The organism is Paenibacillus sp. Root52 (genome assembly GCF_001426865.1).
Classification (GTDB): Bacteria; Bacillota; Bacilli; order Paenibacillales; family Paenibacillaceae; genus Paenibacillus.
This window is the reverse complement of the sequence record NZ_LMFO01000001.1, coordinates 1,074,574-1,092,359: the sequence shown is the minus strand read 5'-3', so window position 1 is coordinate 1,092,359 and position 17,786 is coordinate 1,074,574. Positions and strand designations below refer to the sequence as shown.

9 protein-coding genes and 1 riboswitch are annotated in these 17,786 nt (G+C 45.2%); all 9 genes read left to right on the top strand.

Annotated features, from left to right (window positions below; all coding sequences use genetic code 11):
* The first annotated feature begins 29 nt into the window (after positions 1-29).
* Positions 30-140, top strand: a riboswitch (purine riboswitch).
* A 176-nt stretch (positions 141-316) separates the two neighbouring features.
* The 9 genes from ASD24_RS04675 to ASD24_RS04635 all read left to right on the top strand — a co-directional run bounded on the left by ASD24_RS04675 (position 317) and on the right by ASD24_RS04635 (position 17,771).
* Complete coding sequence (locus ASD24_RS04675) at positions 317-1,264, top strand: EamA family transporter (protein ID WP_056692162.1); 948 nt, start codon at positions 317-319, stop codon at positions 1,262-1,264.
* 216 nt (positions 1,265-1,480) lie between these two features.
* Positions 1,481-1,915, top strand: a complete 435-nt coding sequence (locus ASD24_RS04670) for a cupredoxin domain-containing protein (RefSeq protein ID WP_056692159.1) — start codon at positions 1,481-1,483, stop codon at positions 1,913-1,915.
* A 95-nt stretch (positions 1,916-2,010) separates the two neighbouring features.
* A complete protein-coding gene (locus ASD24_RS04665) occupies positions 2,011-3,033 on the top strand; it encodes an SDR family oxidoreductase (RefSeq protein ID WP_056692156.1) in 1,023 nt (340 codons plus the stop codon).
* An 11-nt stretch (positions 3,034-3,044) separates the two neighbouring features.
* A complete protein-coding gene (locus ASD24_RS04660) occupies positions 3,045-3,695 on the top strand; it encodes a dienelactone hydrolase family protein (protein ID WP_056692153.1) in 651 nt (216 codons plus the stop codon).
* Positions 3,696-3,869: 174 nt separating this feature from the next.
* Complete coding sequence (locus ASD24_RS04655) at positions 3,870-11,369, top strand: fibronectin type III domain-containing protein (RefSeq protein WP_056692151.1); 7,500 nt, start codon at positions 3,870-3,872, stop codon at positions 11,367-11,369.
* A gap of 143 nt (positions 11,370-11,512) precedes the next feature.
* A complete protein-coding gene (gene treR, locus ASD24_RS04650; RefSeq protein WP_056692148.1) occupies positions 11,513-12,223 on the top strand; it encodes a trehalose operon repressor in 711 nt (236 codons plus the stop codon).
* 240 nt (positions 12,224-12,463) lie between these two features.
* On the top strand, positions 12,464-14,533 hold the full coding sequence (locus ASD24_RS04645) for a bifunctional rhamnulose-1-phosphate aldolase/short-chain dehydrogenase (RefSeq protein WP_056692145.1): 2,070 nt from the start codon (positions 12,464-12,466) through the stop codon (positions 14,531-14,533).
* 84 nt (positions 14,534-14,617) lie between these two features.
* Positions 14,618-15,889 (top strand): L-rhamnose isomerase, encoded by a 1,272-nt coding sequence (rhaA, locus tag ASD24_RS04640; protein ID WP_056692142.1) that lies wholly within the window; start codon positions 14,618-14,620, stop codon positions 15,887-15,889.
* 208 nt (positions 15,890-16,097) lie between these two features.
* The gene (locus tag ASD24_RS04635) at positions 16,098-17,771 is read left to right on the top strand and encodes a ribonuclease J (protein WP_056692140.1); all 1,674 of its coding nucleotides are present in this window, start codon (positions 16,098-16,100) and stop codon (positions 17,769-17,771) included.
* Positions 17,772-17,786 lie beyond the last annotated feature (15 nt).

Sequence of the window (17,786 nt, the reverse complement as noted above, 5' to 3'; positions counted from 1 at the left end):
ATATATGAAAAGTCGTCACAGAAGAACACATCACAAAAGCATATTCATTTCGTATAACCTCGCAGGCCAAAAGTGTACACAGGGCGAGGGTCTCTACGGGAAGCCTATACTTCCTAACTACGATGCCAAGGGATTCATGTATCCCTTGCACGTAGTTAGGATTTTTTGCATTTTGGATGTTTCTTTCTAAGCAGGGGTTCTTAGGGATCTGGAGAGAACAGGTGTCTTTCAAGATTGTTCTGTCCCAAGTGACAAGTAAAGAGACTTCATTCTTTTGAAATCGATATTGTTGGAACATCAGGAGGTTTGTTCATCAATGAAATATTATGTATCTGTTCTTGCGGGAGCAATGAGTTACGGCATATTATCCACGATCGTGGTTTTGGCTTATGGTGAAGGCTATAAGTTAGGTGAGGTTGTGGGTACACAACTGATTACAGGGTTCATTCTTTCGTGGATGCTGGCACTATACACAAGATTCAACATAAAACGTAAACAAAATAACGCAGGTAAATCACCAATTGCACCAGCTCATGTTTTTCAAAAATTAACGTGGAAACAGCGTCTAATGCTCATGGCGGCCGGCACACCGACCGTAATTACTGGATTGGTGTATTATCAATCACTACGATACATTCCGGCATCGCTTGCCATTATTCTATTGTTTCAATTCACATGGATTAGCGTATTGATTCAGGCCGTAAGCAAGCGGCAGCGTCCGAATAAAGTCACCCTATTCACACTAGTTATACTCTTTGGGGGGACATTGCTGGCTGCAGGTTTCCTCGAACAGGGACTTGCTGAATTTAATGGTCTAGGGATTGCGCTGGGACTTATGGCAGCTGTAAGTTACTCTTTATTTGTTCTATTCAGTGGAAAAGCAGTTCCGTCAGCGCATCCTGCATTTCGCAGCGCATGGATGGTGACTGGAGGTTTGGTTCTGCTATGCATCCTGTTCCCACCGACGTTCTTGTTTAATGGCTTGATCTGGAGCCAGCTGCTCGTCTTCGGTTTATTGCTCGGATTCTTCGGAGCTTTTATCCCACCAGTACTGTTCGCCATTGGCGTTCCGCATATTGGGGGGGATATGGCAGGCATACTAGGTGCGGTAGAACTTCCGGTTGCAGTGCTGCTCTCGGCGATTGTTCTTCATGAGCATGTTAGCGTGTTGCAATGGTTCGGGGTTATTGTGGTGTTACTTGGCGTTGCCTTGCCTGAGTTGCACAAGCTAAGGGTAAAACGAACCTCGCCATCATATTCATGAAATAGTCATTTTTATTAAAATGAAACGAGTTTTTCTTACGAAGCCTGAGAAATCAGGCTTTTTTTGATATATAAATTTAATATTTGATTGGAAATGTGTGACTGCTCCGGCATTGAAGCTGGCTATAGCCCACTGGAGTCATTTTAATTTTGAGATGAATCAGGTATGCTTAGAACGTATGCTTGAGCTATGAATGATGGAAAGAGGAGCGTTGATATGAATAGTTGGATCCGTAAAGCATGGCCAATGTTAACATTGGGTCTTGCTGTAGTTGTTTTACTTGGTTCGTTTCTAGTGTATTTTATGGGTAAAGATATGTCCCCGGGTTCGGAAAGTGCCAAAGCTGCGAGTGCAGCTAAAGTCGAGACAGCAGAAGATCTGCAGGGATTTGAAGTTATTGATGTGAGTGTAAGTAACGACGGTTTTGGCCCTGATGTCATTGAAGTAAAGGCGGGGGTTCCGACCAAAATTAATTTTATCCTTACTCGGCAAGTTACACATGTTAAGTCATTGCTATCCAGTGATCTTGGCATGGATCTATACATGCAAAAGGGTGATAATTACTACACGGTCGATCCTGATTTAAAACCAGGTGAATACCAGATTAATTGCGGAATGTATATGATTTACGGGAAAATTAAAGTTGTCTAGAATGAAGGAGCAGGGTTCGGGTAACCGAATCTTTGCTCCTCTTTTGCATGCATGATATCATGGTAGAGTCATATATTCCATCTGGAGGTGCAAATATGAAAGCGCTATTTATTGGAGGCACAGGAACAATCAGTACGGCCATTACAACTCAACTTGCTGAGCAGGGATGGGAGCTATATCTCATCAATCGAGGGAATCGCAATGCCAACCTTCCTGCGGAAGTGAAGGTATTGCAAGCAGATATTAATGACGAAGCACGAGTAGCAGAGCTGATTGCCGATCTGAATTTCGATGTGGTGGCAGACTTTATTGCATTTGTACCCGCGCAGTTGGAGCGAAATTATCGGCTGTTCAAGGATAAAACAAAACAATTTATATTTATTAGCTCCGCATCAGCATATCAGACCCCGCTTGCAGATTATCGGATTACGGAAGGCACGCCATTATCTAATCCGTATTGGGAATATTCTCGCAACAAGATTGCTTGTGAGGAATATCTATTGAAGCAATATCGGGAGCAAGGATTTCCTATAACGATTGTACGCCCAAGTCATACGTATAACGAGCAATCCGTACCTTTAGGTGTTCATGGTGCGCAAGGTAGCTGGCAGGTGCTTAAGCGTATGCTTGATAATAAACCGGTGATTATTCATGGCGATGGCACGTCACTGTGGACCATCACGCACAATAGCGATTTTGCAAAAGGCTTCATCGGTCTGATGGGCAACATCCATGCAATCGGAGAGTCGGTACATATTACGTCAGACGAATCCGTCACGTGGAATCAGATTTATGAGATCATTGCGAGTGCGCTGGGCGTTAAGCTTCATGTCGTTCATGTATCCTCTGAGTTCTTGGCTGCCTGCAGTGATCAGGATCTTCGAGGAGGACTACTTGGCGATAAGGCGAACACTGTTGTCTTTGATAACAGCAAGCTCAAAAGGTTGGTTCCAGAGTTCGTAGCAACCACGCGCGCGGATCAAGGCATTAGAGATACTGTTGAGTATATGCTGGCTCATCCTGAGCTCCAAACAGAAGATCCAGAGTTCGATGCATGGTGCGACAAGGTTGTCGGTGTGCTGGATGAAGCGTTACTGAAGATCAGAAACGAAGTATAAGGGGGATAGACATGACCCAGAATAGCCATCGATTAATCAAAGAAATTAAGAAGACTGTAATGCTGGATTATTTACTGCATGTTCCCAACTCTGTTACAGAGTCAAACGAGCTTTGGCCCGTCATTTTATTTCTCCATGGCTCCGGTGAGCGTGGAACGGATCTGAACAAGCTTCGGCAGCACAGCCTTCCTCACATTGTAGAAAAGGATGAAGGTTTCCCCTTTATCGTTATCTCGCCTCAATGTCCAGAGGACGAATTCTGGGCAAATGAAAAAGAAGCTGTGAAAGGCATTGTAGAATATGTGTTGGCCAATTATGCGGCCGATCCGAAGCGAGTATACCTTACCGGTTTAAGCATGGGAGGATATGGTGCATGGCATCTTCCTGCGGACTTTCCGGACGTTTTCGCGGCTGTAGCACCAATCTGTGGAGGCTGTAATCCGGCTAAGGCGGAGGTATTACAAGGATTGCCTATCTGGGCTTTTCATGGCGCCAAGGATGACGTGGTGCCGCTCTCGGAATCACAAGGAATTGTGGATGCACTTCTTGCTTTGAACGCTGATGTTAAACTTACCGTTTACCCTGAAGGTGACCACGATGCTTGGACTGAAACGTATAACAATCCTGATCTATACAAGTGGTTTCTTCAACATTCGTTGTAACCCATCTTAGTTATATATGAGTTGACTACCCAACGATTAAGTATTTACATTCGTTAAGTGAATCGTTATAATCAAGAAAAAAATGACACTGGTTAGGGGAGGCACCCCAGCAGAGGACTTAGTCCTTTGTTGGGGTGCCTCCTTTTTTTGGTGTACCCAAAGGAGAGCAGAAGCTTGGCTAAATCGAATAAACGTGTGAAGAAACAAGCAGAACAGCTTACCAAAGTCGTGCTTGCATTTGCTTTATTATCTCCTCATGCCTTGACCTGTGAGATCGGTTCAACCGTAGTGATGGCGGAAGCTGTAGAGACAATTAGTGTTGTATCAGATACGGCTAGTATGAAGGCTGTTCAGTCCTCCAAAGTAAAGGTGGAGATGAATAGTGATGGCAAATACAGGATTGTACTACTACCTAATACCAATGTTTTTTATGGCGGAGATACAGGCAATGTATCCACTATTATTGACCATAATGGCACAGCTATTAATTTCAAATCCTTACCGCTCAACTATTATCGAGTCCAGAACAATGTAATCGAGATGTCAAGGCAAAAGGATAACGTGGAGTATATTTTGCGGGTATCCATCGTTAATGCAACCTCGCAAGGGGGCTATATGAAGGTTGAGCTGGAAGCCGTTAATCGCAGTGGTTCGACGATGAATCTCGGAGGAACGTTTTATTGGGATACGATGGTGAATGGCAATGATGCTTCGCCGTTTGAGGTGATTGAGAACGGTTGGCGCAATTATAGTGGAGGCGTTCAGGTCACAGCCTTTTATGCGAATACGTACAATGTAGTGGATGCAGATCGAATCTTCATGGGTCAATACAGTAGTCCAGATAGTGCCCGGCTTACAGGAGGTCAGCACCCTTCGACGTTTGTCTCAGGACAAACCGTAACGGCGAGTGATACAGCTGCACAATTCTGGTGGGAAGGTAAGGCAGTAGCTAATCAAAGCTCACGCAAATTTTCAACCATTGTAGGCATTGGTCCCAAGAATGCCCCACCCTCGTTTGCCTTGACTGCACCTTCAACGGGTCAGACGTATTATAAGGGAGAACAGCTTCAGATTGTTGGTACAACCCGAGATACCGATGTTGGAGATCTGTTGACGGTCAAATGGTCGATAGACGGAGGAGAAGAGAATACGTTGACACAGATCCGAGCTACGGGAGCTAATCAGAGTTTTAATACAACGTATACTTTGCCTAATACACTGAGCGATGGGACACACACGTTGCAGGTATGGGTTATGGATGACAAAGGAGGCGTGTCTTCGGCAGGAACGGTACATTTTACGGTTCGGAGTTTCGTCGTTCCCGGGACACCGACGTTTAACTCGATCAACAATAACAGTCTACTTGCAAGTTGGGATAAAAAGACGAATGATTCATCGGTTACATACGAATTGAAGAATATAACAACCAATCAGAGCTACGACACAGGTTCACTACATAGTCGGCAGATCACAGGACTGACACCGAATACGAATTATAGTTTCGCGGTACGTGCCAAGAATTTAAGCGGTACCTACACAGGCTTTTCAAGCCCAACTAATGTATATACACATGCCAATATTCCAGCAGATGCAAATGTAGTCCAGTCAGGAAACTCCGTTACAGCGAGTTGGAGTGCCAATGGTAATCCTGCTGGGACGAAATACAAAACTGAAATTCGTACATCAAGTGGGCAAGTACTCGCTACAGGAGAGACGACCAACATACGAGCTGACCTTGCATTGACAGGATTAGCTGATGGTGAGTATGAGGTTTTTGTTGCCGCTGTCAACGGTGCTGGCATTCAGACAGCCTTTCAGTCAGCAGGTCAGATCATGAAGGATACGACAGGGCCAACAGCTCCAACGATTGTTATAGATCCTTCTTCATGGACTAAGGATGATGTACGGATCACGATTACGCCAGGAAGCGACACGTTAAGCGGTATTATGAAGACGCAGGTTAAGGTTGGTCTAGAAGAAGATTGGCGAGATTACGACGAGCCTTTTCGCGTTTCTTTTGAAGGAAAGTCGGTCATTACATCAAGAAGCATTGACACATTCGGTAATATCGGACAGGAGAGCTCGGTGTGGGCGAGAGTAGATCGTACTGCTCCAACACCTCCTGTTATCTCATTAAATCCTCCAGGGTGGACGAAGTCTGGGGTAACGGTAACTTTGACGGAAGGTAGAGATGAAGCAAGTGGTATTGCCGTCACGGAGTATAGATTAGGCAGTGAAGGAGCATGGATTGCTTATGATGAACCTTTTACGATTGATATAGAAGGTATTACCGAGGTTCAAGCGCGTAGTGTAGACCATGCTGCCAATATTAGCTCTCTATCATCATCTAATGTGAGGATTGACAAGACCGGACCGGAGGAACCCGAGATTGATTTGAGTGATGAGGGCTGGACGAACCATGACGTTACAATTGTGATTACTGGCGGTGAAGATCACGGAAGCGGGCTAATCAAGACTCAATATCGTTTAAACGAACAAGGACCATGGATCGACTATGTTGGCGAAGTTATGGTTTCTCATGAAGGAGAGACGACCATCTATGCACGTTCATTGGATCTAGTTGGTAACGTGAGTCGTGTCGCAAATGCAACTATTCGTATAGACAAAACTGCTCCCACGGAACCAACAATTACATTAGCACAAACCGGATGGAGCAAGAATCCTGTAGAATTCACACTTGGTGGAAGCATTGATAAACAAGACATAACGTATGAATATAGCCTTGATGAAGAGACATTTATTGCTGGAGATCGGGGTGTCATAAGTACCAATGGAATGACAACCTTAAGAGCCCGGGCGATAGATGCCGTTGGTAATATCGGTAAGGTCAGCACACGTGAGGTGTATATTGATCAGGTTGCTCCAACCGTTACATTCTCACCCAACGGACATCAATGGACGGATAATGATATCACGACGACGATCCGGTTTGAGGATGCGGATTCAGGCATTGATGAGTCAAAAAGATTGTATAAAATAACGGGTAGTGATACTCCGCCAGAGGACTGGATAGAGGCTCTATCAGATGAGCAAACCGTTCAGTTGGCGTCAGAAGGAGTCTGGTATATCCATGTAAGAGCGACGGATTATGCAGGAAATACATATCAGACCGTATCAGCACCATATCAGATTCAGCGTAAACCAGAGCAGCCTGGACGTGTACGTGCGGTACAAGTTGGCGAAACGTCAGCAGAACTTATGATCGATTTACCCACGGGAGATTCGTACACGGACGGCTATCAGTATCATATTTTGAATAAAACGACAGGTCAGTCGTGGACGTTGGATTATCCAAGTCATACCTTGATCGATACTGGTCTAAGTGGTGGTCATACGTATGAGTATGAAGTGGTATCCCGAAATCATACAGGCATAAGTGAGACAGTATCGTTACAGGTATTGACGCTTCCAGCAGCCCCTCAATCTGTACACATTCGCAAGGTTGAGTCCCAGCCAGACATGGCAGAGCTTTACTTCGAACCTGTGGACGGTGCAACAGCGTATCGGGTTACTGCTGAAAGCTTAGAAGGTCAACTCGTATATGATGAGTCCGTTTCCGATCCAACTCATGTTTCTTACCTAACGAATCTCATCCCGGGTACAGTGCATACCATTACGGTGACGGCTAGTAATGGAAGTGGTGCTGGGCGGAGTAGCGGGGTAGGATTTCTTACCTTACCTGGGATACCTGGCGAGTTGAGCGCTGTGCAGATCCGAGAGCATGAAATATCTCTATCTTGGGACAATGTGCTTTCTGCGACAGCTTACCTTCTCTCCCGTGAAGGAATGAACGTCTACGAAGGGATAGAGACAGAGTATGAAGATAAGGGGTTAGAGAGCGGCACAGCGTATAGTTACGAGTTAGTTGCTGAGAATGAAACTGGACTCGGGCCAGCAGCAACAACTCGCACATTAATGACGTTACCTGACGCAGTTACAGCGTTGAGAATTAGTGATCCGACAACGACTAGTTTACGTTTGAGTTGGGATGGTGTTAGAGGCGCCGATCAGTATGCAATCTTAGTGAATGGAGTTAAGCAAGATACAATTCCTTCTGGAACAGAGGAATGGGTTGTGACAGGACTTGTTGCTGGAACGGAATATGAACTGAAAGTGCAGGCAGTAAATATTAGTGGGCAGGGAGTGTCGACTTTCGTTACGGGCATGACACGCCCTGAAGTTCCTTCAGGTTTAAGTGCTGATCAACTAACGGAGACAGGTGCGGTTGTAAGCTGGAATGCTGTATCTGGGGCGACCAAATATCGAGTGACAATCGATGGTCAGAGCTACGAGATATCCGATACACGTCTGACCTTACGTCACCTCCAAGCTAGCAAGCACTATACATATCAGGTAGAGGCGGGAAATGCTGCTGGATATGGTGCAGATGCCGTGGGAGAACTGCTTACTCTACCAAGCAGACCTGGTGGACTTTCAGTTATACGTACAAATGAGACGAGCATAGCTATGAAGTGGGATTCTGTAGATACGGCTAACAACTACATTGTGAGTGTTGATGGCGCTGAGGTGGGAAGAACCTCTGAACCTGAATACACGGCAGCAAATCTACTTCCTGGGATGGAATACGTGTTAGAAGTGCAGGCAGTCAATGAATCAGGCTTGGGAGAGTCCGCACAGCTGATCCATCTATCCCAACCTACTCAGCCCGACGAACTTGTCATTAAACCTGAGGCACATCAGGCGGAAGTGATCTGGTCGGCAGTTAAGGGAGCATCCGTATATGTAATTGAAGGAGAGGGACAAGAAATATATCGTGGACGCGATACTCGGGTAATCATACCGGGGTTAGTGGAAGGAACGCAGTATACTTATACCCTGAGAGCCCTGAATAGACAAGGAACTAGCTCCGAAGTGGTGGACGTACCCATACTGACTTTACCTGCACAGCCGCTTGAAATAAAAACATTCGATGTGAATACAACCGGGTTGCATTTAGATTGGACCACGTCAGGTGTACGAGGAGCAGATGGATATATCCTCGAACGTGATGGGCAGGTTATTGCACAAATCGAATCTAGTACAACTGTTTTTGAGGATAAGGATTTATCTCCGGGTACTAAATACATCTATTCACTTCGGGCATTTAACAATAGCGGTGAGGGAAAACCACTCAACTACACGGTAACAACACAAACTGCGCCTATTCCTACCACGGCTATTACGACGAATAATGGAACACATGAGATGGGTTTGAAGTGGGAGCCAGTAAAGGGAGCAGCCGTGTATGAGGTTCGAAATCAGGTTACAGGTGAGACACAGACGGTGACTGAACCATTGGTGCAGCTCGTAAATCTGGAGAGTGGAACAGCTTATACACTAGAGCTTGTTGTATTGAATGAGGATGGTCAACGATCAGAAGCGGTTCAGATTGAGGTGTTAACCAAGCCACTATCTCCCCAGACGGTAGCAGTCTCCGACATTACGGATAAATCTGTAGTTCTTGATCTAACAGGTAGCTCTACGGTGGGAGCGAGTGAGTTAATCATTTTGCGTGATGGTATCGAGATAGGGAGAATTCAGGCAGGCACATCTTCGTATGAGGATTATGGTCTAACGCCAGGAGAGAAATACACATATACAATTAGAACCTCCAATGCATCAGGGGAGAGTGAATCCGGCTTTGACGTAGGAGTACAAACGCTGCCTGCCACGACACTCGATCCAGTGCTCCCGCAAAAGGTTGAAGAGACGGAATCCGTGCTTTTTTGGCAGAAGGTGCAAGGTGCGGAGGGGTATATTATTCGTATTGGAGATCAAGTGATCACCACAATAGATGATCGTGAGAAAACCGAGTTCAAACTTACACATCTTGCGAGCGCTGCATCATATACTGACGTTCAGATTGTTCCGTATAATGCGGCTGGTGAGGGTAGTCCAATTGTCGTTTCGCCGTTTTACACCAAGCCTCATGTGGAATCCGTTGAAATGAAATTGAGTCCTGAGACTACACAGGCGAGTCTGATGTGGGAATTTCCATATTCCAACGAAATCTTTGTACTGTTGGTAGATGGGATCGAGATGCATCGAGGCAAGCAGAAGGAGCTGGTGTTGGATCAACTCCATGCTGGAACGAAGTATATCGTTGAACTGTACACGGAAAATGAGCAAGGCGATGCTTCGCCGAAGCTATCATATGATCTACTGACGAAACCAGATACACTCTTGGAAGTGGGGTATCGTTCAACAAAGGAGAGCATTCGACTTTTGTTTGATCAGAGTCATGTACTGGGAGCAGATCAGTTCATCATTGAAAGGGATGGCGAAGAAATCAGTCGTGTAGCTGCAGATACGTTATTTTATGAGGATCAGAATCTGGAGCCTGGAACCGATTATAGCTATGCGATCCGTACATCGAACGAATCAGGGATAAGTGAAGCTGCCTATCAACTGAATGCAGTCACGTTGCCGGGAAATCCAACAACTCAGCCGATCGTTCAGGATCGTACACAGCATGGTGCAGATGTCCTATGGGACATCATTCCCGGTGCGTCTGGATACCGAATCTATCACGAAGATGAACTTCTTACAACAACAACCGAAACGTCCGTGCATCTGTCAGGGCTGAATACTGCTGAACGTTATAGCAGCTTTACAATCATTCCTTATAATGAGGCCGGAGATGGTTCACAGATCATTGTGCCAGAATTCGATACACTACCTTCAGACAAATTTTCGGTCTCAGCTGCAGCTCGCGGGACAAGTGATATTCTGCTTAGATGGAATTTGGATTCCCGTAATGAGACGATTGTTGTTGAGTATAACGGACGGGAACTTTATCGCGGGAAAGAACGAAGCTATACGTGGACGGGATTGACAGGTGGACAGCATTATGAAGTACACGTCTGGACTGAAAATGAGGCTGGTGAGCAAAGTGAGCGACAGATCGTATCTGCCACGACAGTATCGTATCCATCTTCAAACGTAGGTGAAACAAGTGCTTCTGGCATGTCATCGGACAAGTCAGCGAATACAGCACCTATAGTTATAGAAACAGACTACGAGAATAATCATGAACAGGACAACCAATCACCGCTACTCATCAAAAAGGAACCGAAATTCTTAGACATTGATCGCACCTTCAACAAGGAACAGATCACATTGCTTGCTGAACAGAACATCATTCAGGGTGTAAGTGAGACACGGTTTGAACCTCGGCGTCCGATTACACGGGCAGAATTCACAGCGCTCATTGTTCGTTTATTGAAACTGGATACGTCAGCACATTATGATCATGCTTTTCAGGATGTTAACGAAGAAGATTGGTTTGCTCCGGAGATTGAAGCTGCAATCAGACATGATATGGTTCATGGGATGGGTAACGGGAAATTTGCACCTCATGCACTTGTGACCCGTGAACAAGCATCGAAGATCTTTGCCAATGTAGTTCGCAGCCTGAATTCAGAATCGATTGCAGAAGCGATATCGGGTCGGAATGCCTTCACAGACCAAGTCAATGTATCCCACTGGGCGACAGAGGAAGTGAAGGAGCTCGCGGGACTATACTTACTAACGGGATATGAAGATGGCAGCTTCCGTCCCTTGCAGCATTTGAACAGAGCAGAAGCCGCTGCGTTAATTTATCGATTGCAGAAGCTATTAAGTACGCTTGAGATGAATGGATTCTTAACATAACCACTGACACGGGGGTAATATCAGGCAGCGCATGAAGAGCTTCAGTGCATAATCCTTCATTACCTTTGCTAACGAAAACGCTCATGCTATAATGAGTTGCTATATAAGTTAATAATAAGGGTAATGAACAGTGGTGATGACGAATGAATAATAAATTTATCCGGATTTATGAGGATATCGCAGCGGATATTCGGACAGGGGAAATTGAGGCAGGAACACTGCTCCCTTCTGAGCTGGATCTGTCTGAGCAATATCAAACGTCCAGAGAGACCATCCGCAAAGCATTGAAAATGCTATATGAAGAAGGATACATCCAGAAGATTCAGGGTAAAGGCTCTATTGTATTGGACATTCGCAAAATCGACTTTCCTATCTCGGGTCTTGTGAGCTTCAAAGAGTTAGCCCAAAAAATGGGCCATCGTGCGAAGACGTATGTGAACGTGTTCGAAGATCGAGAAGTAGATCAGAACTTATTCAAGCAGATTGGCTTCGCGTTGAACGAGAACGTATGGGAGATCGTGCGTGTACGTAATGTAGACGGGGAGCATGTCATTCTGGATAAGGATTATATTAGCCAGAAGCTTGTTCCAGGACTTAGTAAGGAGATCTGCAATAACTCGATCTACGAGTACATTGAAGGAGAGCTGGGTCTCGCCATCTCGTTTGCTAAGAAGGAAATATTGGTTGAAGAGCCTACGGAAGAGGATCGGAAATGGCTTGATCTGGATGGGTTCCATAACGTAGTTGTGGTGAGGAGCCAAGTGTATCTTGAGGATGCGAGTCCGTTCCAGTATACGGAATCTAGACATCGTCCTGATAAGTTTAAATTTGTTGATTTTGCCCGACGTCGTTGAGTAGGGTTGAGGTGTAAACCTGAAAAGTACCTGTTCGCATCTTTGGATGTGGATGGGTGCTTTTTTTGTGTTAAAGTACGAAACGAGGAACAGCATACTACGTTAGAGGTAAAAATGATCATCACTTCTCTGTTTTTTTTGAATTTTTCCGTTTATATTTAAAATCTTTTTGTTTTCAAAACAAAACAAAGATGTTAAACTCTGATTAGGAATAAAACAAACATTATCGGAGGGAAACGAATGGTACAGAGTTTATGGAATTCAGCGCAGGCTTCAGAGAAAACAACAGGACTAGATCAGTTGGTTTACCGCTCCAACCTCATTGGTGCTGATCGCAGTGTGTGCAATATTTTCGGCGGTAACACATCTACCAAAACGACAGTACAGGATTTCCGTGGTCGTGAGATCGAAGTTATGTACGTTAAAGGCAGTGGCTCTGACTTGGGCTCCATGCAAGCGAAGCATTTTACAGGACTTGCCCTTGAGGACATTCGTCCTTTAATTGAACGGGAATCGATGACAGATGAAGAGATGGTTGAGTACTTAGGACATTGCATGATTGATTCCAAGCACCCACGTGCTTCCATTGAGACACTACTGCATGCGTTCCTTCCATATAAACATGTTGACCATACACACCCAGATGCCATAATCAGTTTGTGTTGTGCAGATAACGGAAAAGAATTAGCAAGAGAAATTTACGGAGACCGATTCGTATGGGTACCGTATGTACGTCCTGGTTTTACATTATCTAAAATGATTGCTGAAAGCGTATTCGCGAATCCCAATGCAGAGCTCGTACTCATGGAGAAGCATGGATTGGTTACTTGGGGAGAAACGTCAGAAGCGTGTTACGCACAGACGATCAAAATCATTAACGAAGCAGAAGCATTCATTGAAGCACGGGTAGATGAAGCAAGCCTATTTGGTGGTGTGAAGCATCCAGCACTTGCGGCTGAGGTTCGTCGTGAGATCGTATCCCGCGTAATGCCAACGATTCGAGGAGCAGTATCGGATGGCAAAAAAATGATTTTGTCCTTTGACGATCAAGATGACGTTCTTGCCTTTGTAGGTGGAGCAGACTCACCGCAATTATCCCAAGTTGGAGCAGCGTGCCCGGATCATTTGGTACATACCAAAGTGGTTCCATTGTTTATTGATTGGACACCTAATGCAGACGATGTTGAAGGTCTTCAAGCGAAGCTGATCGATGGCGTAGCTGCGTATAAAGAGCAGTATCAACAATATTTTGAGAGCAATAAAAATGAAGGCGATGTTATGTTTGAAGCTGCACCACGGGTTATTTTGATTCCGGGTGTAGGTATGATTAACACAGGTAAGAGCTGGGCGCTTTCCCAAGTCAGTGGGGCGTTGTACCATAGAGCTATCGCCGTAATGCGTGGGGCAACCAGTCTCGGACAATTCGTATCTCTCAGTGCCAATGAGTCTTACAATGTAGAATACTGGCCACTTGAGCTGTACAAACTCTCGCTTGCACCAGCGGAAACGGAATTCTCTCGTAAAGTTGCCTTTATTACAGGAGGCGCAGGAGGCATTGGAAGTGAAACAGCACGCAGACTCGTATCCGAAGGAGCGCATGTTGTCCTTGCTGATCTGAATCTTGAGGGTGCACAGAAGGTTGCACAGGAGATTAATGATCAATATGGCGCCAATCGTGCTTATGCCCTTAAAATGGATGTAACCGATGAAGCGGCCGTTCAAGCGGCTTATGCGGAAGTTGCCATTCAATATGGCGGTGTAGATATCATTGTTAACAACGCGGGGCTAGCGACATCCAGTCCATTTGACGAGACATCGTTGAAGGAATGGAACTTGAACATGAACGTGCTAGGTACAGGGTACTTCCTCGTTGCACGTGAAGCCTTCAAGCTGATGAAGCAGCAAGGAATCGGGGGCAGCATGGTCTTCATTGGTTCCAAAAACTCGGTATATGCTGGGAAAAGCGCATCTGCATACAGTTCTGCTAAAGCACTTGAAGCGCATCTTGCTCGTTGTATTGCGGCTGAGGGCGGAGAGTATGGCATTCGTGTAAACACCATTCTACCAGATGCTATTCTGCAAGGCTCAGCGATCTGGAACGGTTCTTGGAGAAATGAACGTGCGGCAGCGTACGGCATTGAACCGGATCAATTAGAAGAGTACTACCGTAAGCGCACCACGCTACTTGTTAATATCTATCCAAGAGATATCGCAGAAGGTATTGCTTTCTTTGCTTCTTCCAAATCGGAGAAAACTACCGGATGCATGATGACTATTGATGGCGGCGTTCCAGCAGCATTTACACGTTAAATTGATAGAAATCATCTCATAGTTTCACTTTGAATAACCCGTATATCTTATGAACATGGACAAATAGTATAGGGAGGGTTCTTGATGGATAATCAAGTCAAACAAGCGTACGAAGCGGCTAAGTCTCTATATGCACAGCACGGGATTGATACCGATGAAGTTCTGAAGAAGCTCGCGGAGATCAAAGTTTCTGTGCACTGTTGGCAAGGCGATGACGTTAAAGGTTTCTTGAATCAAGAAGGCGAGTTAACTGGGGGAATTTCCGTAACAGGTCAATACCCTGGAGCTGCTACGACACCAACTGAACTTCGAACAGATCTGGAGCAAGCTTTTGCCCTCATTCCTGGTAAACATAAAGTGAATTTGCATGCAATCTATGCAGATACAGATGAACGCGTTGAGTTGGATCAAATTGAGCCAAAGCATTATGAGAATTGGGTTACATGGGCTAAAGAGCAAGGGCTCGGTTTAGACTTTAATCCAACATGCTTCTCCCATGAAAAATCAAGTGATGGATTCACGTTGAGTCACCCTGATTCGGAAATTCGTAAATTTTGGATTGATCATTGTAAGGCTTCCCGTCGCATCGGAGCCTATTTTGGAGAACAGTTAGGTCAGACCTGTGTGACCAATGTATGGGTTCCTGATGGCTTTAAGGATAACCCTGTAGATCGTATGGCTCCGCGCAAACGGTTGAAAGACGCTCTGGATGAGGTTTTTGCTGAGAAGCTTGATCCGAAGCATAATCTGGATGCAGTCGAGAGCAAATTGTTCGGTCTAGGCTCTGAGGCTTATGTGGTAGGTTCACATGAGTTTTACATGGGATACGGCTTGCAAAATGATACATTAATCTGTCTGGATGCTGGACATTTCCATCCAACAGAAGTCATTTCGAATAAATTGTCTTCGTTAGCTCTGTTCACGAGTGGCATTCTGCTTCATGTAAGCCGCCCTATGCGCTGGGACAGTGATCACGTCGTTATTATGGATGATGAGCTACTGGAGATTGCACGTGAACTTGTGCGTCATGATCTGTTATCTACAACACACATCGGTCTGGATTTCTTTGACGCAAGTATCAATCGGGTGGCTGCATGGGTGGTTGGAACGCGGAACACGATCAAAGCACTGCTTCGCGCGATGTTAGAACCGATTGAAGCATTGAAGGATGCTGAACTTAAAGGGGATTACACGCTGCGTCTGGCGTTAACAGAAGAATTCAAATCTTATCCATTCGGAGCGATCTGGGATTATTACTGTGCTCAGCAAGGTGTGCCGGTACGTGAACAATGGATTACTGAAATTAAAAATTATGAGCAAAATGTACTGCTTCAACGTCAAACCTTGCTTGTGTAGTTTGTTAGCATTAGCGAGTTAGATGTGAAAGAGCCTTTGTTGAACTTCAATGTTCATCAGGGGCTCTTTTCTATATTTAATTGTGACATCGAATTCAGCATCTCATGTATAAGAGAAGGGAGAACTTCCATAATAGGAAGAAGCGTAATGAATTCGATCTTATGTTTAGACCAACCACCACAGCTATTGTAGAGGAGGATCTGTCGATTTGAACCTTGCACACAACAAATTGTACGTTGCAGCGCTCGGCGGCGTGAACGAAATTGGAAAGAATATGTACATCATACAGTACGATCAGGATATCATCGTGATTGATTGTGGTTCTAAGTTTCCGGATGAGACACTATTAGGCATTGATCTGATTATCCCGGATGTATCGTATTTATTAGAGCATTTGGACAAGGTAAGAGGACTGGTCGTTACACATGGACATGAAGACCATATTGGGGGCATTCCCTATTTATTAAAACAACTGAATATTCCTGTGTATGCATCCCGTTTAACCCGAGGGCTAATCGAGTTAAAGCTTAAGGAACACGGACTGTTCCGCAATACGGATATGCATACGGTCGATGCACATTCAAGTATTAAGCTTGGGCAGATCGATGTTTCTTTTTTTGCAACAAGTCACAGTATCCCGGATTGCCTTGGTGTTTTCTTTCAAACGCCCGGAGGAAACGTCGTTCATACGGGGGATTTCAAGTTCGATATGTCACCGGTTAACGGTCCTTACCCGGATTTGCATCGCATGAGTGAGATCGGTAAACAAGGCGTAAACATCCTGTTATCTGAGAGTACCAATGCTGAGCGACCGGGATTCACACCTTCTGAACGTGTGGTTGGTGACCACATCTTAGATGCTTTTATCCGTGCAAAGCAAAAAATATTTATTTCTACTTTTGCTTCCAATGTGAGCCGAGTTCAGCAAATTGTAAATGCTACGTTTGAAACAGGTCGTAAACTGGCTTTATTGGGCAGGAGTATGGTGAATGTCGTGTCTGTAGCGACTGAACTTGGATACCTAGATGTCCCTGATGGATTATTAATTGAAGCGATTGACTCGGATCAATTCCCTCCTGAGCAAGTCGTTGTGTTATGTACGGGAAGCCAAGGCGAACCGATGGCGGCATTGTCTAGACTTGCAGCAGGCAAGCATCCTCATGTGAGGGTTGCGACTGGAGATACGGTGATTATTGCGGCTGGGGCAATCCCGGGTAACGAAAGAGATCTTGCCCATGTGATTGATAATCTGTATGTTCTGGGTGCACGGGTGATCTATGGCTCAAGCGGTGCTTCGGGCATGCATGTATCCGGACATGGAAGCCAGGAAGAGCTTAAGCTCATGCTGACATTGATGAAACCTGATTATTTAATCCCTGTCCATGGGGAGTTCCGTATGCTGTATCAGCATCGTTTGCTGGCAGAATCGGTCGGAATCGAGAATGATCATGTATTTATCGTTAACAACGGGGACATGATTCAGTACAAAGATGGCGTTGCTTCACGCGGACCTAAGATTGCTTCGGGCAACAGCCTTGTGGACGGTCTTATCATGGGCGATGTTGGTAATATTGTGCTGCGAGATCGGAGACAACTCTCTTCGGACGGAATGCTGGTTATTGTGACGACACTAAGTAAAACCGATAAAAATATGGTTGCTTCTCCTGAGATCATTTCCAGAGGGTTTGTCTTTGTGAAGGATTCGGAGGAGTTTATGAATGAGATTCATGAGCTGGTTCTTCGGAAAATGGAGGAGCTAACGGGTGCCGGTGTGAACCAGTGGAATGTAATCAAACGAAAGCTTAAAGACGAGATCGGTCATTACATCTATGCTCAGACCAAACGTAGACCGATGATCCTTCCCATCATTATCGAGGTATAGGAAGTAAACAACATT